The 15,551-nt window shown below is 73.1% G+C and carries 18 protein-coding genes, 1 tRNA gene and 1 pseudogene; 14 read left to right on the top strand and 6 right to left on the bottom strand.

The annotated features are described in order from the left end of the window. The first annotated feature begins 10 nt into the window (after positions 1 to 10). Together RM779_RS18990 and RM779_RS18985 are read left to right on the top strand one after the other, a co-directional pair. On the top strand, positions 11 to 163 hold the full coding sequence (locus RM779_RS18990; RefSeq protein WP_311618921.1) for a hypothetical protein: 153 nt from the start codon (positions 11 to 13) through the stop codon (positions 161 to 163). Beyond that, positions 160 to 1,761: a peptide chain release factor 3 gene (locus RM779_RS18985; RefSeq protein ID WP_311618920.1), complete on the top strand. Its 1,602-nt coding sequence runs from the start codon at positions 160 to 162 to the stop codon at positions 1,759 to 1,761. The genes RM779_RS18990 and RM779_RS18985 overlap by 4 nt, the downstream gene beginning before the upstream one ends. On the opposite strand, the gene RM779_RS18980 is transcribed toward RM779_RS18985, so the two are convergent. Then, positions 1,742 to 1,924: a hypothetical protein gene (locus RM779_RS18980; RefSeq protein ID WP_311618919.1), complete on the bottom strand. Its 183-nt coding sequence runs from the start codon at positions 1,922 to 1,924 to the stop codon at positions 1,742 to 1,744. The two genes, RM779_RS18985 and RM779_RS18980, sit on opposite strands and share 20 nt — an antisense overlap. On the opposite strand from RM779_RS18980, the gene RM779_RS18975 reads away from it, so the two are divergent. The 3 genes and pseudogenes from RM779_RS18975 (at position 1,911) to RM779_RS18960 (ending at position 3,490) form a co-directional block, all read left to right on the top strand. After that, positions 1,911 to 2,258 (top strand): hypothetical protein, encoded by a 348-nt coding sequence (locus RM779_RS18975; protein WP_311618918.1) that lies wholly within the window; start codon positions 1,911 to 1,913, stop codon positions 2,256 to 2,258. The genes RM779_RS18980 and RM779_RS18975 overlap by 14 nt on opposite strands. Before the next feature lie 114 nt (positions 2,259 to 2,372). Then, the gene (locus RM779_RS18970; RefSeq protein ID WP_311618917.1) at positions 2,373 to 2,858 is read left to right on the top strand and encodes a sensor histidine kinase; all 486 of its coding nucleotides are present in this window, start codon (positions 2,373 to 2,375) and stop codon (positions 2,856 to 2,858) included. Between the two features lie 67 nt (positions 2,859 to 2,925). Then, positions 2,926 to 3,490: pseudogene (locus RM779_RS18960) on the top strand (response regulator). A 15-nt stretch (positions 3,491 to 3,505) separates the two neighbouring features. Here RM779_RS18960 and RM779_RS18955 read toward each other — a convergent pair. From RM779_RS18955 to RM779_RS18940, 4 genes are all read right to left on the bottom strand, one after another. After that, positions 3,506 to 3,670, bottom strand: a complete 165-nt coding sequence (locus tag RM779_RS18955; protein ID WP_311618915.1) for a hypothetical protein — start codon at positions 3,668 to 3,670, stop codon at positions 3,506 to 3,508. 9 nt (positions 3,671 to 3,679) lie between these two features. Then, a complete protein-coding gene (locus tag RM779_RS18950; RefSeq protein ID WP_311618914.1) occupies positions 3,680 to 3,889 on the bottom strand; it encodes a helix-turn-helix transcriptional regulator in 210 nt (69 codons plus the stop codon). A 405-nt stretch (positions 3,890 to 4,294) separates the two neighbouring features. Then, positions 4,295 to 4,368, bottom strand: a tRNA-Pro gene (locus RM779_RS18945). Positions 4,369 to 4,441: 73 nt separating this feature from the next. Then, complete coding sequence (locus RM779_RS18940) at positions 4,442 to 5,866, bottom strand: lipase maturation factor family protein (protein WP_311618913.1); 1,425 nt, start codon at positions 5,864 to 5,866, stop codon at positions 4,442 to 4,444. A 135-nt stretch (positions 5,867 to 6,001) separates the two neighbouring features. Here RM779_RS18940 and RM779_RS18935 point away from each other — a divergent pair, with 135 nt between their 5' ends. From RM779_RS18935 to RM779_RS18900, 8 genes are all read left to right on the top strand, one after another. Continuing rightward, positions 6,002 to 6,982, top strand: coding sequence for an acetylxylan esterase (locus RM779_RS18935; RefSeq protein WP_311618912.1), 981 nt, complete (start codon positions 6,002 to 6,004; stop codon positions 6,980 to 6,982). Between the two features lie 96 nt (positions 6,983 to 7,078). Continuing rightward, positions 7,079 to 8,677 carry an ABC transporter substrate-binding protein gene (locus RM779_RS18930; RefSeq protein WP_311618911.1) on the top strand — a complete coding sequence of 533 codons (1,599 nt, stop codon included), beginning with the start codon at positions 7,079 to 7,081 and terminating at the stop codon, positions 8,675 to 8,677. 20 nt (positions 8,678 to 8,697) lie between these two features. Continuing rightward, positions 8,698 to 9,666 carry an ABC transporter permease gene (locus tag RM779_RS18925; protein WP_311619035.1) on the top strand — a complete coding sequence of 323 codons (969 nt, stop codon included), beginning with the start codon at positions 8,698 to 8,700 and terminating at the stop codon, positions 9,664 to 9,666. A gap of 4 nt (positions 9,667 to 9,670) precedes the next feature. After that, the gene (locus tag RM779_RS18920) at positions 9,671 to 10,549 is read left to right on the top strand and encodes an ABC transporter permease (RefSeq protein WP_077057340.1); all 879 of its coding nucleotides are present in this window, start codon (positions 9,671 to 9,673) and stop codon (positions 10,547 to 10,549) included. 62 nt (positions 10,550 to 10,611) lie between these two features. Then, the gene (locus tag RM779_RS18915; RefSeq protein ID WP_079252329.1) at positions 10,612 to 11,520 is read left to right on the top strand and encodes an ABC transporter ATP-binding protein; all 909 of its coding nucleotides are present in this window, start codon (positions 10,612 to 10,614) and stop codon (positions 11,518 to 11,520) included. After that, positions 11,513 to 12,175 carry an ABC transporter ATP-binding protein gene (locus RM779_RS18910; protein ID WP_077057339.1) on the top strand — a complete coding sequence of 221 codons (663 nt, stop codon included), beginning with the start codon at positions 11,513 to 11,515 and terminating at the stop codon, positions 12,173 to 12,175. The genes RM779_RS18915 and RM779_RS18910 overlap by 8 nt, the downstream gene beginning before the upstream one ends. 70 nt (positions 12,176 to 12,245) lie before the next feature. Then, complete coding sequence (locus RM779_RS18905) at positions 12,246 to 12,902, top strand: response regulator transcription factor (RefSeq protein ID WP_311618910.1); 657 nt, start codon at positions 12,246 to 12,248, stop codon at positions 12,900 to 12,902. Positions 12,903 to 12,999: 97 nt separating this feature from the next. Then, on the top strand, positions 13,000 to 13,995 hold the full coding sequence (locus RM779_RS18900; RefSeq protein WP_311618909.1) for an LLM class flavin-dependent oxidoreductase: 996 nt from the start codon (positions 13,000 to 13,002) through the stop codon (positions 13,993 to 13,995). Positions 13,996 to 14,055: 60 nt separating this feature from the next. On the opposite strand, the gene RM779_RS18895 is transcribed toward RM779_RS18900, so the two are convergent. Further along, positions 14,056 to 14,646 (bottom strand): TetR/AcrR family transcriptional regulator, encoded by a 591-nt coding sequence (locus tag RM779_RS18895; protein ID WP_311618908.1) that lies wholly within the window; start codon positions 14,644 to 14,646, stop codon positions 14,056 to 14,058. 93 nt (positions 14,647 to 14,739) lie between these two features. On the opposite strand from RM779_RS18895, the gene RM779_RS18890 reads away from it, so the two are divergent. Then, positions 14,740 to 15,483, top strand: coding sequence for an SDR family NAD(P)-dependent oxidoreductase (locus tag RM779_RS18890; protein WP_311618907.1), 744 nt, complete (start codon positions 14,740 to 14,742; stop codon positions 15,481 to 15,483). The last annotated feature ends 68 nt before the right edge of the window (positions 15,484 to 15,551 follow it).

Raw genomic sequence — 15,551 nt, 5'->3', positions numbered from 1 at the left:
TGAGGAACTCGTGACCATGCTGAGGAAGTACTGGACCGAGGCGGACGCCCGCTGCGAGGACCTGCGCCGGGAGCTGGCCGGCGCGGAGGACTTCGCCCGCTCGCTGCACGCCCATCTCGCGCGCCTGGTGGGCGCTGCCACGGAGTCGGTGGCGGGGAGGTGAGCGCGGGCCGGGAGTGTGCGGCGGGCGAGGCGGCCCGGCGGCGGACGTTCGCGGTGATCAGCCATCCGGATGCGGGTAAGTCCACGCTGACGGAGGCACTGGCCCTGCACGCGCGGGCGATCAACGAGGCCGGCGCGGTGCATGGCAAGGCCGGGCGGCGCGGGGTCGCTTCGGACTGGATGGAAATGGAGAAGGCGCGGGGTATCTCGGTGACCTCCGCGGTGCTGCAGTTCGCCCACCGCGGCTGCATCCTGAACCTGCTGGACACCCCGGGTCATGCGGACTTCTCCGAGGACACCTACCGGGTGCTGGCCGCGGTGGACTGCGCGATCATGCTCGTCGACGCGGCCAAGGGACTTGAGGAGCAGACGCGCAAGCTGTTCGACGTCTGCCGGCACCGGGGAGTGCCAGTGATCACTTTCGTGAACAAGTGGGACCGGCCGGGCCGCGACGCGCTGGAGTTGATGGACGAGATCCAGCGCGAGTTCTCGCTGCGTCCCACGCCGGTGACGTGGCCGGTCGGCCCGGCGGGTTATCTGCGCGGCTTGGTCGATGTCCGCGACCCAGGCCACATGCTGCGCTTCACCCGCGCCCTGCGGGGTGCGCACGAAGCGGCCGAGGAACGTATCAGGGCCGACCGCGCGGCTGCCGAGGAGGGCGGCGACTGGGATGTCGCGACCGAGGAGATCGAACTGCTGGAGGCCGACGGGGCGGTGCACGATCAGAAGGGCTTCCTGACCGGCACGACCACTCCTGTTTTCTTCGGCGCCGCGCTGTCGAACATCGGCGTGCGGCTGCTGCTGGACGCCGTTGTGGATCTCGCGCCGCCGCCCGGGGCCCGGGAGCTCGCCGGCGGCGGCACGCGGCCGGTGGACGCCCCTTTCGCGGGCCTGGTGTTCAAGGTGCAGGCCAACATGGACCCGGCCCACCGCGATCGCATCGCGTTCATGCGGGTCTGCTCCGGGGTCTTCGAGCGCGGCATGACCGTCACGCGGGCCGCCTCGGGCAAGCCGTTCGCCACCAAGTACGCCCACAGTGTCTTCGGCCAGGACCGTTCCATGGCCGACATCGCCTACCCGGGCGACATCATCGGCTTGGTCAACGCCGCGGCGCTGCGGGTAGGAGACACCCTCTACGCCGAGCGGCCGGCCGCCTTCCCGCCGATGCCGACCTTCAGCCCGGAGCACTTCGCGGTGGCCCGCCCGGCCGACATCGGCCGCACCAAACAGTTCCGCCGCGGTATCGCACAGCTCGGCGAGGAGGGCGTGGTGCAGGTGCTGGTCTCCGACGTCCGCGGCGAGCAGGCCCCGGTCCTCGCGGCGGTCGGGCCCATGCAGTTCGAAGTGGTCGCCCATCGCATGGCCGGCGAGTTCGCATGCCCCGTCCTGCTGGAGCCGCTGGCCTACCGTCTGGCCCGCGCCACCGACGCGGCCGGCGGCGAGGCGCTCAACCGCTCACGCCTGGTCCGCGGCGAGGCGCTGACCCGGCTGAACGACAAAACGGTACTGGCCCTCTTCCCGGATGTGTGGCAGGCCAATTCCTTCGAACGGGCCCACCCCGACGCCCGCCTCGCCCCGCTCATCGCCGCTCATACCTGACCGGGCCGGGTGCCCGGGTGAGGAGGGCGGCGAGGGCCGCCGCCACCGGGATGGTGGCCAGAACGAGGAGCACGGGGCCGTAGCCGCCGGTGAGGTCGCGCCCGACAGAGAGGGCGAGCGGGCCGAAGGCGCTGGCGGCGATCGCGAGGGTGTTCGCCAACATCGCCCCCATCGCCCTCGCGCTCTACAGCTACGCGGCATGGTTCACCGTCCGCGGGCGCCTTGCGGCCTGGTGCGCCGGCGCGCCCGTCGCGTTCGCCGTGGGCCTGTGGGACACCGCCGCCCTGGGCTGGTCGGCGGCCGCGGCGTGCCTGGTCGCCGTCGTCACCCCGGTCAGTCTCGGCCTGTGGACCGGCACCCGCCGGCAGCTGGTGGCCAGCCTGCAGGACCGCGCCGAGCACCTCGAACGCGCCCAGTGCCTCCTGGCCGAACGCGCCACGGCCGCCGAGCGGACGCGCAGCGTACGGGAGATGCACGATGTCGTCGCCACCGGGTGAGCTCATGGTTCTCCAGGCCGGCGGCCTGGAAATCTCCGCCACCGACCCGGCCGTGGCCACCGCCGCCGGCCACATCCGCAGTGCCGGCAGGGAGGCACTGAGCGACTGCGCGGCGTGCTTGGCGTGCTTGGCGTGCTTGGCGTGCTGCGCGAAGAAGAATCGGACGCGCCCACCGCCCCACAGCCGGTACTGGGCGATCTCGACGAGCTGATCGCGGGGTGGCGCGCCGCCGGGATGACCGTCCGTTTCCAACGGACCGGCACCGTCCGGCCCCTGCCCTCGCCCCTGGAGCGCACGGCCTACCGGGTCGTGCAAGAAGCACTGACCAACGCCGGCAAACACGCCCCCGACAGCGCCGCCCGCGTCCATCTCCGGTACAGACCCCCGGGGCTGACGGTGGATATCGTCACCGACACGCCCCGCCGCGGCGCCGCGACCGACGCGGGTGGCTACGGTCTGACGGGGCTGAGGGAACGATTGGCGCTGATCGGCGGCGAGTTCCCGCCGGCCGTCGGCCCGACGGCACCTGGCGGGTCCGCGCCACACTGCCGACGGACACCGCGCCGGAGGCCGTGGGCCCGGTCGGTGAGCCACCGCTGAGCGAGGAGCCCTCTTGGTGAAAGCACTGATCGTCGACGACGAGCAACTCGTCCGGCACGGCCTGCGCATGATCCTGGACACCGCCGATGATATCGAGGTCATCGGCGAAGCCACCGACGGAGCCGAAGCGGTCAGCCTGACCCGCGATCTGCACCCGGACGTCGTGCTGCTGGACATCCGCATGCCCGGCACCGACGGACTCACCGCAGCCGCCGGCCGTTCTCGTGCTCACTACCTTCGACCCCGACGAGTACGTCCACAAGGCCCTACGCGCCGAAGCCAGGGGCTTCCTGCTGAAGGACACACCGCCCCACGACCTGATCGCCGCCGTCCGCACCCTCCACCGCGGCGATGCTTCGCTGGCACCCCGCGTGACCAGACGCCTGCTGGGAAAACTCGCCTCCACCGCGCCCGACTCCGACACCGCGGCCCGCCGCCTGGAGGCACTCAGCGAACGTGAACGGGCGGTGCTGCTCGCCGTGGCCCGCGGTCTGTCCAACGCGGAGACCGGACGCGCCCTGGACATGCGCGAGGCCACCGTCAAAGCGCACGTCAGCAGCATTCTCGCCAAACTCGGCCTGGCCAACTGTGTGCAAGCCGCCATCCTCGCGCACGACGCCGGCTGGGCATGAGCAAACAGCCGTCCCTCACACACGACGCCGGGGCAGGGCTGCTCGATATCCCCGGCGGCATCGCCGCCCGGGCACCGACGCCCGCCGTCGCCCGCGCACCACCGCGGACACCACCTGGCCGTCCGGCAGCGTCAGCCACACCACCGGGCCGTCGGGCGCCCACCGCGGCTCGTCGTGCATGCGGCGAGGCTACGACGCCGACGGGTCCGGCACCCGCTCCGGCAGCAGATCCCGCGGCGAGACACCCAGCGCCTCAGCGATGTCGAGCAGCTGGTCCACGGCCAGCGTCGACGAGCCGCCCTCCAGGCGGTTGATGGTCTTCCGGTCCAGGGCCGACGTGTTCAGCCAGCCGCTCCTGCGTGAGGTCCGCCAACAGCCGCGCCTCCCGGATGCGGGCACCGACGGCGAGCCGGCGGAGAAGGAGTCGGCCGGGCGGGAGGGGCTGAGGCGGGCACACCGGCACGTCAGCCGACCAAGATCATGATGGCTGTACCTGGGCAGGTGCATTTTGGATCATGGGAAACGGGTGTGATGAGCACACATCGTCTCGTGGAGTGGTCTAAACCGGCCAGACTGGCCGGTATTCACCCCCCCCAGCACGCCGGGGCTGCTCGGGATGGCCCCCCTCTGGCTCCGGCGTTGAGCGGCCCCCCTCGCGGAGAGGGGGGCCGCGCTGCTGCCGGGAGAGAACTGGGAGATGATCTTGCCGGGGGAACTTCGAGAAACACCGCCCAACCCGGAGCAACGCAATGAAAAAGGCTCTGCCGCAGGCTAGATAACCTGCGGCAGAGCCAATTCACCGTGTCGGGACGGCGGGATTTGAACCCACGACCCCTTGACCCCCAGTCAAGTGCGCTACCAAACTGCGCCACGTCCCGGTGCCGGTCTGATCAGGGGGTTTCCCCCCGTTGCCGTGCACGAGAACCATACCGCATCCGTGAGGGTGCTCGCTCAGCCGTGCTGGGTGGGGAGGTGCTCGCCGACCGGGGTGCGGTGCCACCAGGTGCCGGTGTCGCGGCGTTCGCGCGGAGTGGTGAAGCGGTAGCGGTACACGCGTGCGCGGATGTGGCGGGGTGGAGCGTCGGGGAAGGGGTTCGTGCGCAGCAGTCTCAGGGTGGCGGGGTCGGCATCGAGGAGGCGGGTGATCAGAGTCCTCAGCCACGGGGCCGGAACGTGCGGGTTGAGCGCCGCGAACCACATCTGCCAGTCCAGCCGGAGGTGGAAGGGGGCGAACTGGCGGGGCAGGCGCCGGACATCGCCGGGCTTGCCGTGGAAGGCGTACTCCCGCCACTGCGTGTCCCGGCCCGGCTCGGGCTCGGCGGTGCCCTCCAGCACGATCTCGTGCCGTTCGCGGGTGATGCTGCCGAACGCGCCGTAGGTGTTGACCAGGTGGAGGCTGTTGTAGGCGCGGTTCATCTGCTGGGCGGGGGAGAGGAGGTTGCGGACCGGCCGGTAGCTCAGGGCGGCGACCACGGCCGCCGCGGTCAGGACCGTTGCCGTGAACCAGGCCGGGGCGTCCGGTTGCTCCGCGGGCGGGCCGGGCAGCGGCAGGTGCCGGGCGAGCAGCGCGCCGTCCACGGCGGCGACGGCGAGGATCATGGTCAGCCAGTTCAGCCAGGCGAAGTTTCCTGAGGCCACCAGCCACAGCTGGGTCACGATGACGACGGCCGCCGCCCAGGTCGCCACCGGCTGCGGCAGGAAGAGCGCGAACGGGACGATCAGCTGGGCCACGTGGTTCGCGGCGGCCTCCGCCCGGTGCAGTGGGCGGGGGAGATGGTGGAACCACCAGCTCAGCGGGCCGGGCATCGGCTGCGTCTCGTGGTGGTGGTAGAGGCAGGTCAGCTTCCGCCAGCACGGGTCTCCGCGCCATTTGATCAGGCCCGCGCCCAGCTCGACGCGGAAGACCAGCCAGATCACGAGGTACAGGGTCACGGTCGGCGGCGCGATGTCGTCGTTGCCCAGGAAGACCATCAGGAAGCCGGCTTCGAGCAGGAGCGATTCCCAGCCGAAGGCGTACCAGGTCTGCCCGATATTGACCACGGAGAGGTAGAGCAGCCACAGCGCGGCCCAGAGTGCCATGGCGGCCCCCAGGGGCACCGCGTCGCCCGCCCCCGCGGCCAGCGCCGCCGCAAGCGCCGCGCCGAGCCAGGCGACGGTGGCGAACGCACGGTCGGAGTAGTGGAGTTGGAAAAGGCCGGGGGCGTGGCGGAACGGCACGCGGCGCAGGAAAGCCGGGGCGGGGGTCAGTCCCCGTTCCCCGGCGAGCACGCGGAACTCCCGCAGGGCCGCGAGGAACGCGAGCAGGTAGATCACGGCCACGCCGCGCTGGACCACCAGTCGGCTCAGCCAGGCGTCGGGGGCTGCGATCCAGTCCATGCTCCATCACTACCACCAGGCCCGCCCACCGGCCCGGCGTACGCCGTTGACCTGGGATGTCGGCTCGGCTTAGCTTCTCGGCGGAGAACGCTTGCTGCGCCCCGCGGGGGCCCGGCCCGAAGGAAGGCCCTCGTCATGCCGCTGACCGATATGCCGCTGGAAGAACTGCGGGCCTACCGCCCCGGCGTTCCCGAGCCGCGGGACTTCGACGACTTCTGGGCCGGCACCCTCGCCGCGGCCCGGGCCGCGGGCGGTGGAACCGCCGAGTACCGGCCGGTCGCGGAGCTGCGGCTGGCCTCGGTGGACGTGTACGACGTGCGGTTCCCCGGCTGGGGCGGGCAGCCGGTCGCCGCCTGGCTGCTGGTGCCGCGCGGCGCCGCGGCGCCGCTGCCCGCGGTGGTGACGTACCAGGGCTACGGCGGCGGTCGCGGGCTGCCGGTCGAGCATCTGCTGTGGAGTGCCGCGGGCTACGCCCACCTCGTGGTCGACAGCCGCGGCCAGGGCCACGACACCCCCGACCCCGATCCGGTGCCCGCGCCGCAGTGGGTCGGCGGGTTCATGACGCGGGGCATAGAGAGCCCGGCGGACCACTACTACCGCCGCCTGATGACCGACTGCGTGCGCGCCGTGGACGCCCTGCGCGAGCACCCGGCCGTCGACGCGGCGCGGATCGTCGTGCACGGGGGCAGCCAGGGTGGCGGGCTGGCGCTCGCCACCGCTGGGCTGGCCGGGGACACGGTGGCCGCGGCCCTGGTCGACGTGCCGTTCCTGTGCCACTACCGGCGTGGCGCCGATGTCTCGTCCGCCGGTCCATACGGCGAGCTGGTGCACTACCTCGGCGTGCACAAGCGCGTCGACCCGGCGCGCGTCTTCGAGACCCTGAACTACTTCGACGGCCAGCACTTCGCGCCGCGGGCGAGCGCCGCCGCGCTGTTCAGCGTCGCCCTGATGGACCCGGTGTGCCCGCCGAGCACCGTCTATGCCGCCTACAACGGGTACGCAGGGGACAAGGACATCACCGTCTGGGAGTTCGGCGATCACGGCGGCGGGCGCGCCTCCCAGTCGGTCGTCCAGCTCGACTGGCTGGCCGGCCGGGGGCTCGGCGCGCAGGGTTGAGCCGCTGATCACAAACCCTGGACAGGGACTGCCGCCCCTCCTGTTTAATTGCGACTGCTTCGCAATTACCGACAAGGTCTGGCAGGGGTGTGCTTCATGACGGCCCGGACGCTACGCAGTGGGATGACCGCGGCGGCGGTGGTAACTGTACTGGCCGCCGCGGCCTGTTCCGCCCCCGGTGACGAAGGCGGCGACGACGAGGGCGGCGGCCACGACGCGCTCGTCATCGGCATAGCCAACGAGCCGGAGTCGCTCAGCCCGCTCCTGGGCTACGGCAAGGACGGCAACTCCAAAATATTCGACGGGCTGCTGCGCCACGACGAGAACCTGGAGCTCCAGCCCGCCCTGGCCACGGACCTGCCGCAGATCAGCGACGACGGGCTCACCTACACCTACACACTCCGCGACGACGTCGAGTTCAGCGACGGGCAGCCGTTCACCGCGCAGGACGTCGTCTTCACCTACGAGACCATCCTCGACGACGGCACGAACAATCCGGCCAAGGACGACCTGGCCGCCATCGACAGCGTCGCCGCGGACGGCGACCACACCGTCGTCTTCACCCTCGCTTACCCCTACGCGCCGTTCGCCGAGCGCACCGTGCTGCCCATCGCCTCCGCCGAGGCGGTCGGCGGGCAGGACGTGAACACCGGGGACTACAACTCCGAGCCTGTCGGCACCGGGCCCTACGTCGTGACCGGATGGAGCCGCGGCGAGCGCATCACCTTCGAGGCGAACCCCGACTACTGGGGCGGCGAGCCCGAGGTCACGCGCCTCACCATGGCGATCATCCCGGACGACGACGTGCGCGCCACCCGGCTGCGGTCCGGCGACCTCGACGCCGCCGTGCTGCCGCCCAACCTGGCCGACACGTTCGCCGAGGACGAAGGCCTGGTCACCATGAACGCGGAGAGCGCCGACTTCCGGGCCGTCACCCTCCCCACGGGCAACCCCGTCACCGGCGACCGCGACATCCGCCGCGCCCTCGACATCGCGGTGGACCGCGAGCTGATGGTCGAGCGCATCCTGGAGGGGGCCGGGCACGCCGCCCACGGGCCGGTACCGGCCAGCAGCCCGTGGTTCGCCGAAGGTACCGAACGGGCCCACGACCCGGACGCCGCACGGCGCATGCTGGACGAGGCGGGCTGGGAGCCGGGCGAGGACGGCATCCGGGTGCGGGACGGCCAGCGCGCCGAGTTCACCCTCTGGTACCCGGCGGGCGACCGGCTGCGGCAGGAGCACGCACTGGCCTACGCCTCCGATGCCAAGGAGATCGGCATCGACGCCACGGTCGAATCCGGCTCCTGGGAGGTCATCGACGAACGCCTCACCGAGGACGCCGTGCTCGCCGGCGGCGGCAGCCCCGCCGACCCCGACTTCGACCTGTACACGCTGCTCAAGTCCGACCTGGCGGGCAACGGCTACAACAACATGGGCCAGTACGACAACCCGGCTGTGGACGAGCAGCTGGACATCGGCCGCCGCAGCGGCGACGAGCAGGAGCGGGCCGCCGCCTACGATGCGGTGCAGCGCGAACTCGCCGACGACCCCGGCTACACCTTCCTCACCCACATCGACCACGTCTACGTGATGGCCGACCACTGGGACGGCGTCTCCACCCAGGTCGAGCCGCACGACCACGGCCTCGGCCACGGCCCCTGGTGGAACGTCGAGGACTGGACGGTCCGTTCGTGACCACCCTTCCCTGGGCCGCCATGGCCAGGCTCGCGGGACGGCGGCTGCTGGCCGCCGTCCCGGTGCTGGCCCTGGTGACCCTCGGCATGTTCGCGGTGGCCGCCGCCTCGCCGTTCGACCCGGTGCGCCGCTACATCGGCGATGGCGGCGTGGGCGCCTCCCAGGAGACGCTGGACGCCCTGCGGGAGAACCTGGAGGCCGGCGGCACGTTCGTCGAGCAGTGGTGGGCCTGGCTGCGCTCCGCCGTCACCGGCGACCTCGGCCAGTCCCTCGCCCTGCGGCAGCCCGTCGACCAGGTCATCGCGGAACGGCTCGGCTGGTCCGCGCTGCTGTGCGCCGTCGCGTTCGTCATCGCCGTGCTGCTGGGCACCACCCTCGGCGTCTTCGCCGCACGGCGCCCCGGCAGCACCTTCGACCGCGTCGTCACCTCCCTCAGCTACACCCTCCAGGCTGCCCCGCCGTTCTGGCTCGCCCTCCTGGCGATCTGGTTCTTCGCCCTGCGCCTCGACGTCCTCCCGGCCGGCGGCCTCACCGACGCCGGTTCCGACGTCGTCACCCCCGGCGCCCTGCTGAGTCATCTCGTCCTGCCCGCGGGCGTGCTCGCCGTCTCCCAGCTGCCCTGGTTCGTGCTGTACGTGCGCCAGGGCGTCGGCGACGCCCTCCGCGAGGACCCCGTGCGCGGCGCCCGCGCCCGCGGCCTGAGCGAACGCACCGTGCTCGTCGGGCACGCCCTGCGCTCCGGGCTGCTGCCCGTCCTGACCCTGATCGGCACCCGCATACCCGAGCTGATCACCGGCGCCCTGCTGATCGAGACGGTCTTCAGCTGGCCCGGCATCGCCTCCGCCACCGTCAAGGCCGCCACCGCCACCGACTTCCCGCTGCTCGCGGCCCTGACCGTGCTCTCCGCGCTCGCGGTGCTCGCCGGCAACCTGCTCGCCGACCTGCTGTACGGACTGGCCGATCCCCGCGTCGACCACGACGAGATGTGAACCCATGACCGCTTCAGCCGCCGAACAGCCCTGGCACGCCCCCGGCACCACCCGCCGCGGCACCCGCACCGCACGCGTCGTCGTCTCGGCCGTCCTGGTCTCGGCCGCGGCGCTCGCCGTGCTGCTCGTGCCGCCCCTCTTCCCTCTCGACCAGCAGGCCGTCGACCTCACCGCCAAGCTGTCGGCGCCCGGTGCCGACCACCTCTTCGGCACCGACGAGGTCGGCCGCGACGTGCTGCTGCGCAGCGTCTACGGCCTGCGCGTCTCCCTGCTCGTCGGCCTCGTCGCCGCGCTCGTGGCCAGCGGCATCGGCCTCGCGGTCGGCTGCGCCGCCGGGGCGCTCGGCGGCAGGACCGACCGGGTCGTGATGCGCCTGGTGGACACGTTCACCGCTGTCCCGCACCTGCTGATGGGCATCTTCATCGTGGCCATGTTCCGGCCGGGGGTCTGGCCCGTCGTCGCCTCCGTCGGACTCACCCACTGGGTGTCCACCGCGCGCATCGTGCGCGCCGAGGTGCTGTCGCTGCGCGCCCGCCCGTTCGTCGACGCCGCGATCTCCGGCGGCGCCTCGCGGCTGCGGGTCGCCGCCCGCCACCTGGTGCCAGCGGTGCTTCCCCAGGCGGGCCTCGCGGCCGTGCTGATGGTGCCGCACGCCATCTGGCACGAGTCCGCGCTGTCGTTCCTCGGCCTCGGAATCCCCGCGCACGAGGCCAGCCTCGGCACCATGATCAACGGTGCCCGCGGTTCGCTGGTGACCGGAGAGTGGTGGCCGACGCTCTTCCCCGGCCTGTTCATCGTCATCCCCACCCTCGCCATCGCCGGGCTCGCCGGTGCCTGGCGGGAACGGATCAACCCGCGCCGCCGATCGGAGCTGGTCCTGTGAACGACGCATCCGCCGCCCGGCCGCCGCTGCTGGCCGTCCACGAGCTGTCCGTGCGCTTCCTCATGCCCGGCGGTCGCCACGTCGCCGCCGTCAACGGGGTCTCCTTCGAGCTGGCCGCCGGCGAATGCCTCGCCCTGGTGGGGGAGAGCGGCTGCGGCAAATCGGTGCTGGCCTCGGCGCTTCTCGGCCTGCTGCCCGGCAACGCCCGCACCCGCGGCACCGCCCTGCTCGGGCCGGACGACCGCATCGACCTGCTCGGCGCGGAGGAGACGACCCTCGCCCGCACGGTGCGCGGCCGGCGCGCCGGGCTGATACCGCAGAGCCCGGCCGCCCATCTCACCCCGGTGCGGACGGTCCGTTCCCAACTGGAGGAGACGGTCCGCGAGCTGCGCGACACCCGCCGCGGCGCCCTGCGGGCCGCCGCGGAGGCCGCCGCCGCCCGCGCCGCGTTCCCCGCCGACCACCTCGACCGCTACCCGCATCAGCTCTCCGGCGGCCTCGCCCAGCGGGCCGCCACCGCCCTCGCCCTCGTCGCGGACGCGCCGCTGCTGATCGCCGACGAACCGACCACCGGCCTCGACCGGGACCTCGTCGACCGCACCGTCGACGAGCTGCGCCGGCACACCGACGAGGGCCACGGCCTGCTCGTCATCACCCACGACCTGGCCGCCGCGGCGCGCATGGCCGACCGCGTCGCCGTCATGTACGCCGGCCGTATCGTCGAAGTCGCCACCGCTGCCGACTTCTTCGGCGCCGCGGGGCCCCGCCACCCCTACGCCCGCGGCCTGCTCGACGCCCTCCCCGAACGCGCCTTCGCACCGATCCCGGGGCTGCCGCCCGAGCTGGACGCCCTTCCCGAGGGCTGCGCGTTCGCCGCCCGCTGCGACCGCGCCACCGACATCTGCACCACCCTGCCCGCCCTCACCGGCGGGGTCGCCTGCCACCACGCGTCGGAGGCCGTCGATGCTTGAGCTGGAGCACATCACCGCCGGCTATGTCCGCGGCGAGCCCGTCGTCCGCGAGCTGAGCCTCACCGTCGCGGACGGCGAGGCGGTCGGGCTGCTCGGCCCCAGCGGCTGCGGCAAGTCCACCCTGGCCAAGGTGGCGGCCCTGCTGCACCGCCCCTTCGCCGGGACCGTCCGCCTCGCCGGTGAGCCCGTCCGCGGCTTCCGCTACCGCGCCCCGCGCGCCCAGCGCACCCGCATCGGCGTCGTCTTCCAGCAGCCCCGCCTCGCCGCCGACCCCCGGCTCGCCCTGCGCGACCTGATCGCCGAGCCCGCCCGCGCCACCGGCCGCGGCCAGGAGCTGGCCGAGCGGGCCGCCGCGCTGGCCACGGAGGTCGGGCTCGGGCCGGAGCTGCTCGGCCGCCGCCCGCACGAGGTGAGTGACGGCCAGCTCCAGCGCGCCTGCCTGGCGCGCGCCCTGCTGCTGCGCCCCTCGCTGCTGATCTGCGACGAGATGACCGCCATGCTCGACGCCTCCACCACCGCGGCCCTCGTCGCCGTCGTCGAGGACTACCGACGAGAGAACGGCGCCGCGCTCCTCGCGGTCGGCCACGACCGGGTGCTGCTGCGCCGCTGGTGCGACCGCGTGCTCGACTTCCCCGCCGTTCCCGCCACGGCGTGACGCGCCGCCCCCCGGCGCCACCGCGGGGCCCGGGCCGCGGGCTCCGCCCCGCCCCGCTACCGTGACCCGCATGACCATCCGTGTGCTCCTGGTCGACGACGATCCCCTGGTCCGTTCGGGCCTGCGGCTGATGCTGGGTGCCGCCGAGGACATCGAGGTCGCGGGCGAGGCGGCGGACGGCGCCGAGGTGCGGGAGCTGGTCGAACGGCTGAGGCCCGATGTCGTCCTCATGGACATCCGGATGCCCGGCATCGACGGCCTCGCCGCGACCGAACGGCTGCGCGGCCTCGCCGAGCCGCCCGAGATCGTGATGCTCACGACGTTCAACGCGGACGAGCACGTGCTGCGGGCGCTGCGTGCCGGGGCGGCGGGCTTCGTGCTCAAGGACACCCCGCCCGGCGAGATCGTCGACGCGGTGCGGCGCGTGGCCGCGGGCGATCCGGTGCTCTCCCCGGCGGTCACCGAGCGGCTCATCGCCCACGTCACCGGCTCGTCCCGCGACGCCAGGCGCGCCCGTCGCAGCCTGGACGCCCTCGGCGAGCGCGAACGGGAGGTCGCCGTCGCGATCGGGCAGGGCAAGTCGAACGCCGAGATCGCCGCCGAGCTGTACATGAGCCTGCCGACGGTCAAGACGCACGTCTCGCGCATCCTGGCCAAGCTGGGCCTCAACAACCGCGTGCAGATCGCCCTGCTGGCCCACGACGCCCGCCTCCCGGGCGGCACGTGAGCCGGGCACATGAGCCGGGCACGTGAGCCCGGCGCGGGAATCTTCGGCGCGCCGCGCTGTTGACACCGGTGTGGACTCAACGGCACGACTGCGATCGGTGCGCTGGTCGGTCCTGGACCGCGCGCTGATCCGCTCGGGACAGCGGCCCGCCGAGGCGCTGCGGGACACCGTGCGCTTCGCGCGCCAGGTCGAGGACCTCGGCTACTTCAGATTCTGGGTGGCCGAGCACCATGGCGTGCCCGGTGTGGCCGGGTCCGCGCCGACCGTGCTGGCCGCCGCCGTGGCCTCCGCGACCGAGCGCATCCGGGTGGGTACCGGGGGCGTCATGCTGCCGAACCACCGTCCGCTGGTGGTGGCCGAGCAGTTCGGCGTCCTGGAATCCCTCTTCCCCGGCCGCGTCGACATGGGCCTCGGCCGCTCGGTCGGCTTCATCGATCCGGTGCGGCGGGCCCTCGGCGCCGACAAGGACGCCGCCGACCGGTTCGGCGAGCAACTGTCCGAGCTGCTCGGCTGGTTCGAGCCCGGCGGGCCGGTGCATGCCGTCCCCGCCGAGGGGCTGCGGGTGCCGGCCTACGTCCTGGCCGTGGGGGAGGGCGCGAGCATCGCCGCCGCACACGGACTGCCCTTGGTCATGGCCCACTTGAGCGACGAGGAACGGATGCGCGCCGCTCTCGACCGTTACCGTGCGGACTTCACCCCGTCCCGGCACGGCGACCGACCGTACGTGATCGTCGCCGTGAACGCGGCGGTCGCCGCGACCCGCGAAGCGGCCGAGCTGCTTCAGGTGCCCGAGGCGTGGGCGACGGTGTGGTCCCGCACCCGCGGCGTCTTCCCGCCCCTCGACCCGCCGGGGGACGTCCTGGCCAGGGAGCTGACCGAGCGGGAGCGCCGCTACTTCGCCCAGGCCCGTGCCGGACAGCTGTCCGGCACGGAGGAGGAGATGACGCGGACCCTCGGCCGACTCGTGGACCGCACGGGTGCGGACGAGCTGATGCTGACCCTCGCCGCCCACGACAAGACCGACCGGCTCGACTCGTACCGCAGGCTGGCCCGCCTCGCCGGACTCACCCCCCGCGGCGTCGTCGCCACCTGAGCCCCGGCCCGGGCTCGCACCCGCCGGGCCGCGCCCCGTCCGCCGGGTCGCGCCGCCGTGTTATCCGGGCCAGGCCGCCAGTGCGCGGTCGACCACCCGGTGCAGCGCCTCGGCGCCGGTGCCGTCCGAGGCGTGCACCGACAGGCCGAAGGAGACGGAGGCGATGTAACGGGCCAGGTCGGCGGCGTCCTCGTCCGGTGCCAGGTCCCCTTCGTCCTGCGCCCGTTCGAAACGGCGGCGGAGCGCCGTCTCCGCGGCGCGGCGGCCGTCGGCGAGCCTGGCCCGCGCGGCTTCGCCCTGCTCCCCGGTGGCCAGCGCGCCATGCACGAGCAGGCAGCCGCCCCCGGGGTTGCGGGCGGAGGTGACGACCGCGACGGAGCCGCGCAGCAGATGCTCGGCCGCCGCGCGGGCCGTGGGCTCCTCCAGCGCGGTGCGCAGATGGCGGGCGGGCCCGTCCTGGTAGCGGTCGAGGACCCGGCCGAAGAGAGCCTCCTTGTTGCCGTAGGCGGCATAGAGGCTGGGCCGGTTGATCCCCATGGCCTCGGTCAGGTCGGAGAGTGCCGTGCCCTCGTAGCCCTGACGCCAGAACACGTCGAGGGCCCGGTCGAGCCGTTCTTCGACGTCAAAGGCGCGCGGCCGTCCCACCGCCATGGGGTCACCTTCCCTGATTCCCTGAATTTCGTACTGATAGGTATAGTACCCTTTCGAGTTGAGTACCAATCGGTACAGAATCGGGAGAGATTCATGGGAACGGCACTGGCGGGGCGAACGGCCCTGGTCACCGGCGGCTCGCGCGGCATCGGCGCGGCGATCGCCCTGGCGCTCGCGGACGAGGGTGCGGACGTGGCGATCAGCTACGCGACCTCGCGCGAGCAGGCGGAGGAGGTCGTGGGCGCCCTCGCGCGCCGGGGGGTGCGCGCGACGGCGCACCGGGCCGACCAGAGCGACGAGCGGGCGGTCGAGAGCCTCGTCGAAACGGTGGCGGCGGAGTTCGGCCGCCTGGACATACTGGTGAACAACGCCGGCGTTTCGGTCCGCGGCCCGGTCGACGCCGGCGAACGCGCGGCGTTCGACCGGCAGCTCGCGGTCAACCTCGGCGGTGTACTCGCCGCCGTCAGGACCGCGAGCCGGGTACTGGGCGAGGGCGGCAGGATCATCACGGTCGGCTCGACCCTCGGCTCCCGCGCCGGATTCACGACCGTGGCGGAGTACGCGGCGACCAAGGCGGCGGTGGCGGGGTACAGCCGGGGCGCGGCCCGCGACCTGGCGCCGCGCGGCATCACGGTCAACGTCGTCGAGCCGGGCGCGGTGGACACCGACATGAATCCGGCGGACGGCGCGGAGGCCGACGTCCAGCGGACGGCCAACGCGATGGGCCGCTACGGCCGCCCCGAGGAGATCGCCGCGGGCGTCATCTTCCTGGCCACTCCGGCCGCGTCGTTCATCACCGGCACCACACTGACGATCGACGGCGGCTATCTGGCATAGGTCCCCGCCCCGGCCCCCTCCTGCGGACCGGGCCCCCTCCTGCGGACCGAAAAGGCCCGCAGGAGGGG

The sequence above is a fragment of the Streptomyces johnsoniae genome, assembly GCF_031845565.1.
GTDB lineage: Bacteria > Actinomycetota > Actinomycetes > Streptomycetales > Streptomycetaceae > Streptomyces > Streptomyces johnsoniae.
Note: the sequence above shows the minus strand (reverse complement) of the source record. Positions and strands in the feature narration are given on the sequence as shown.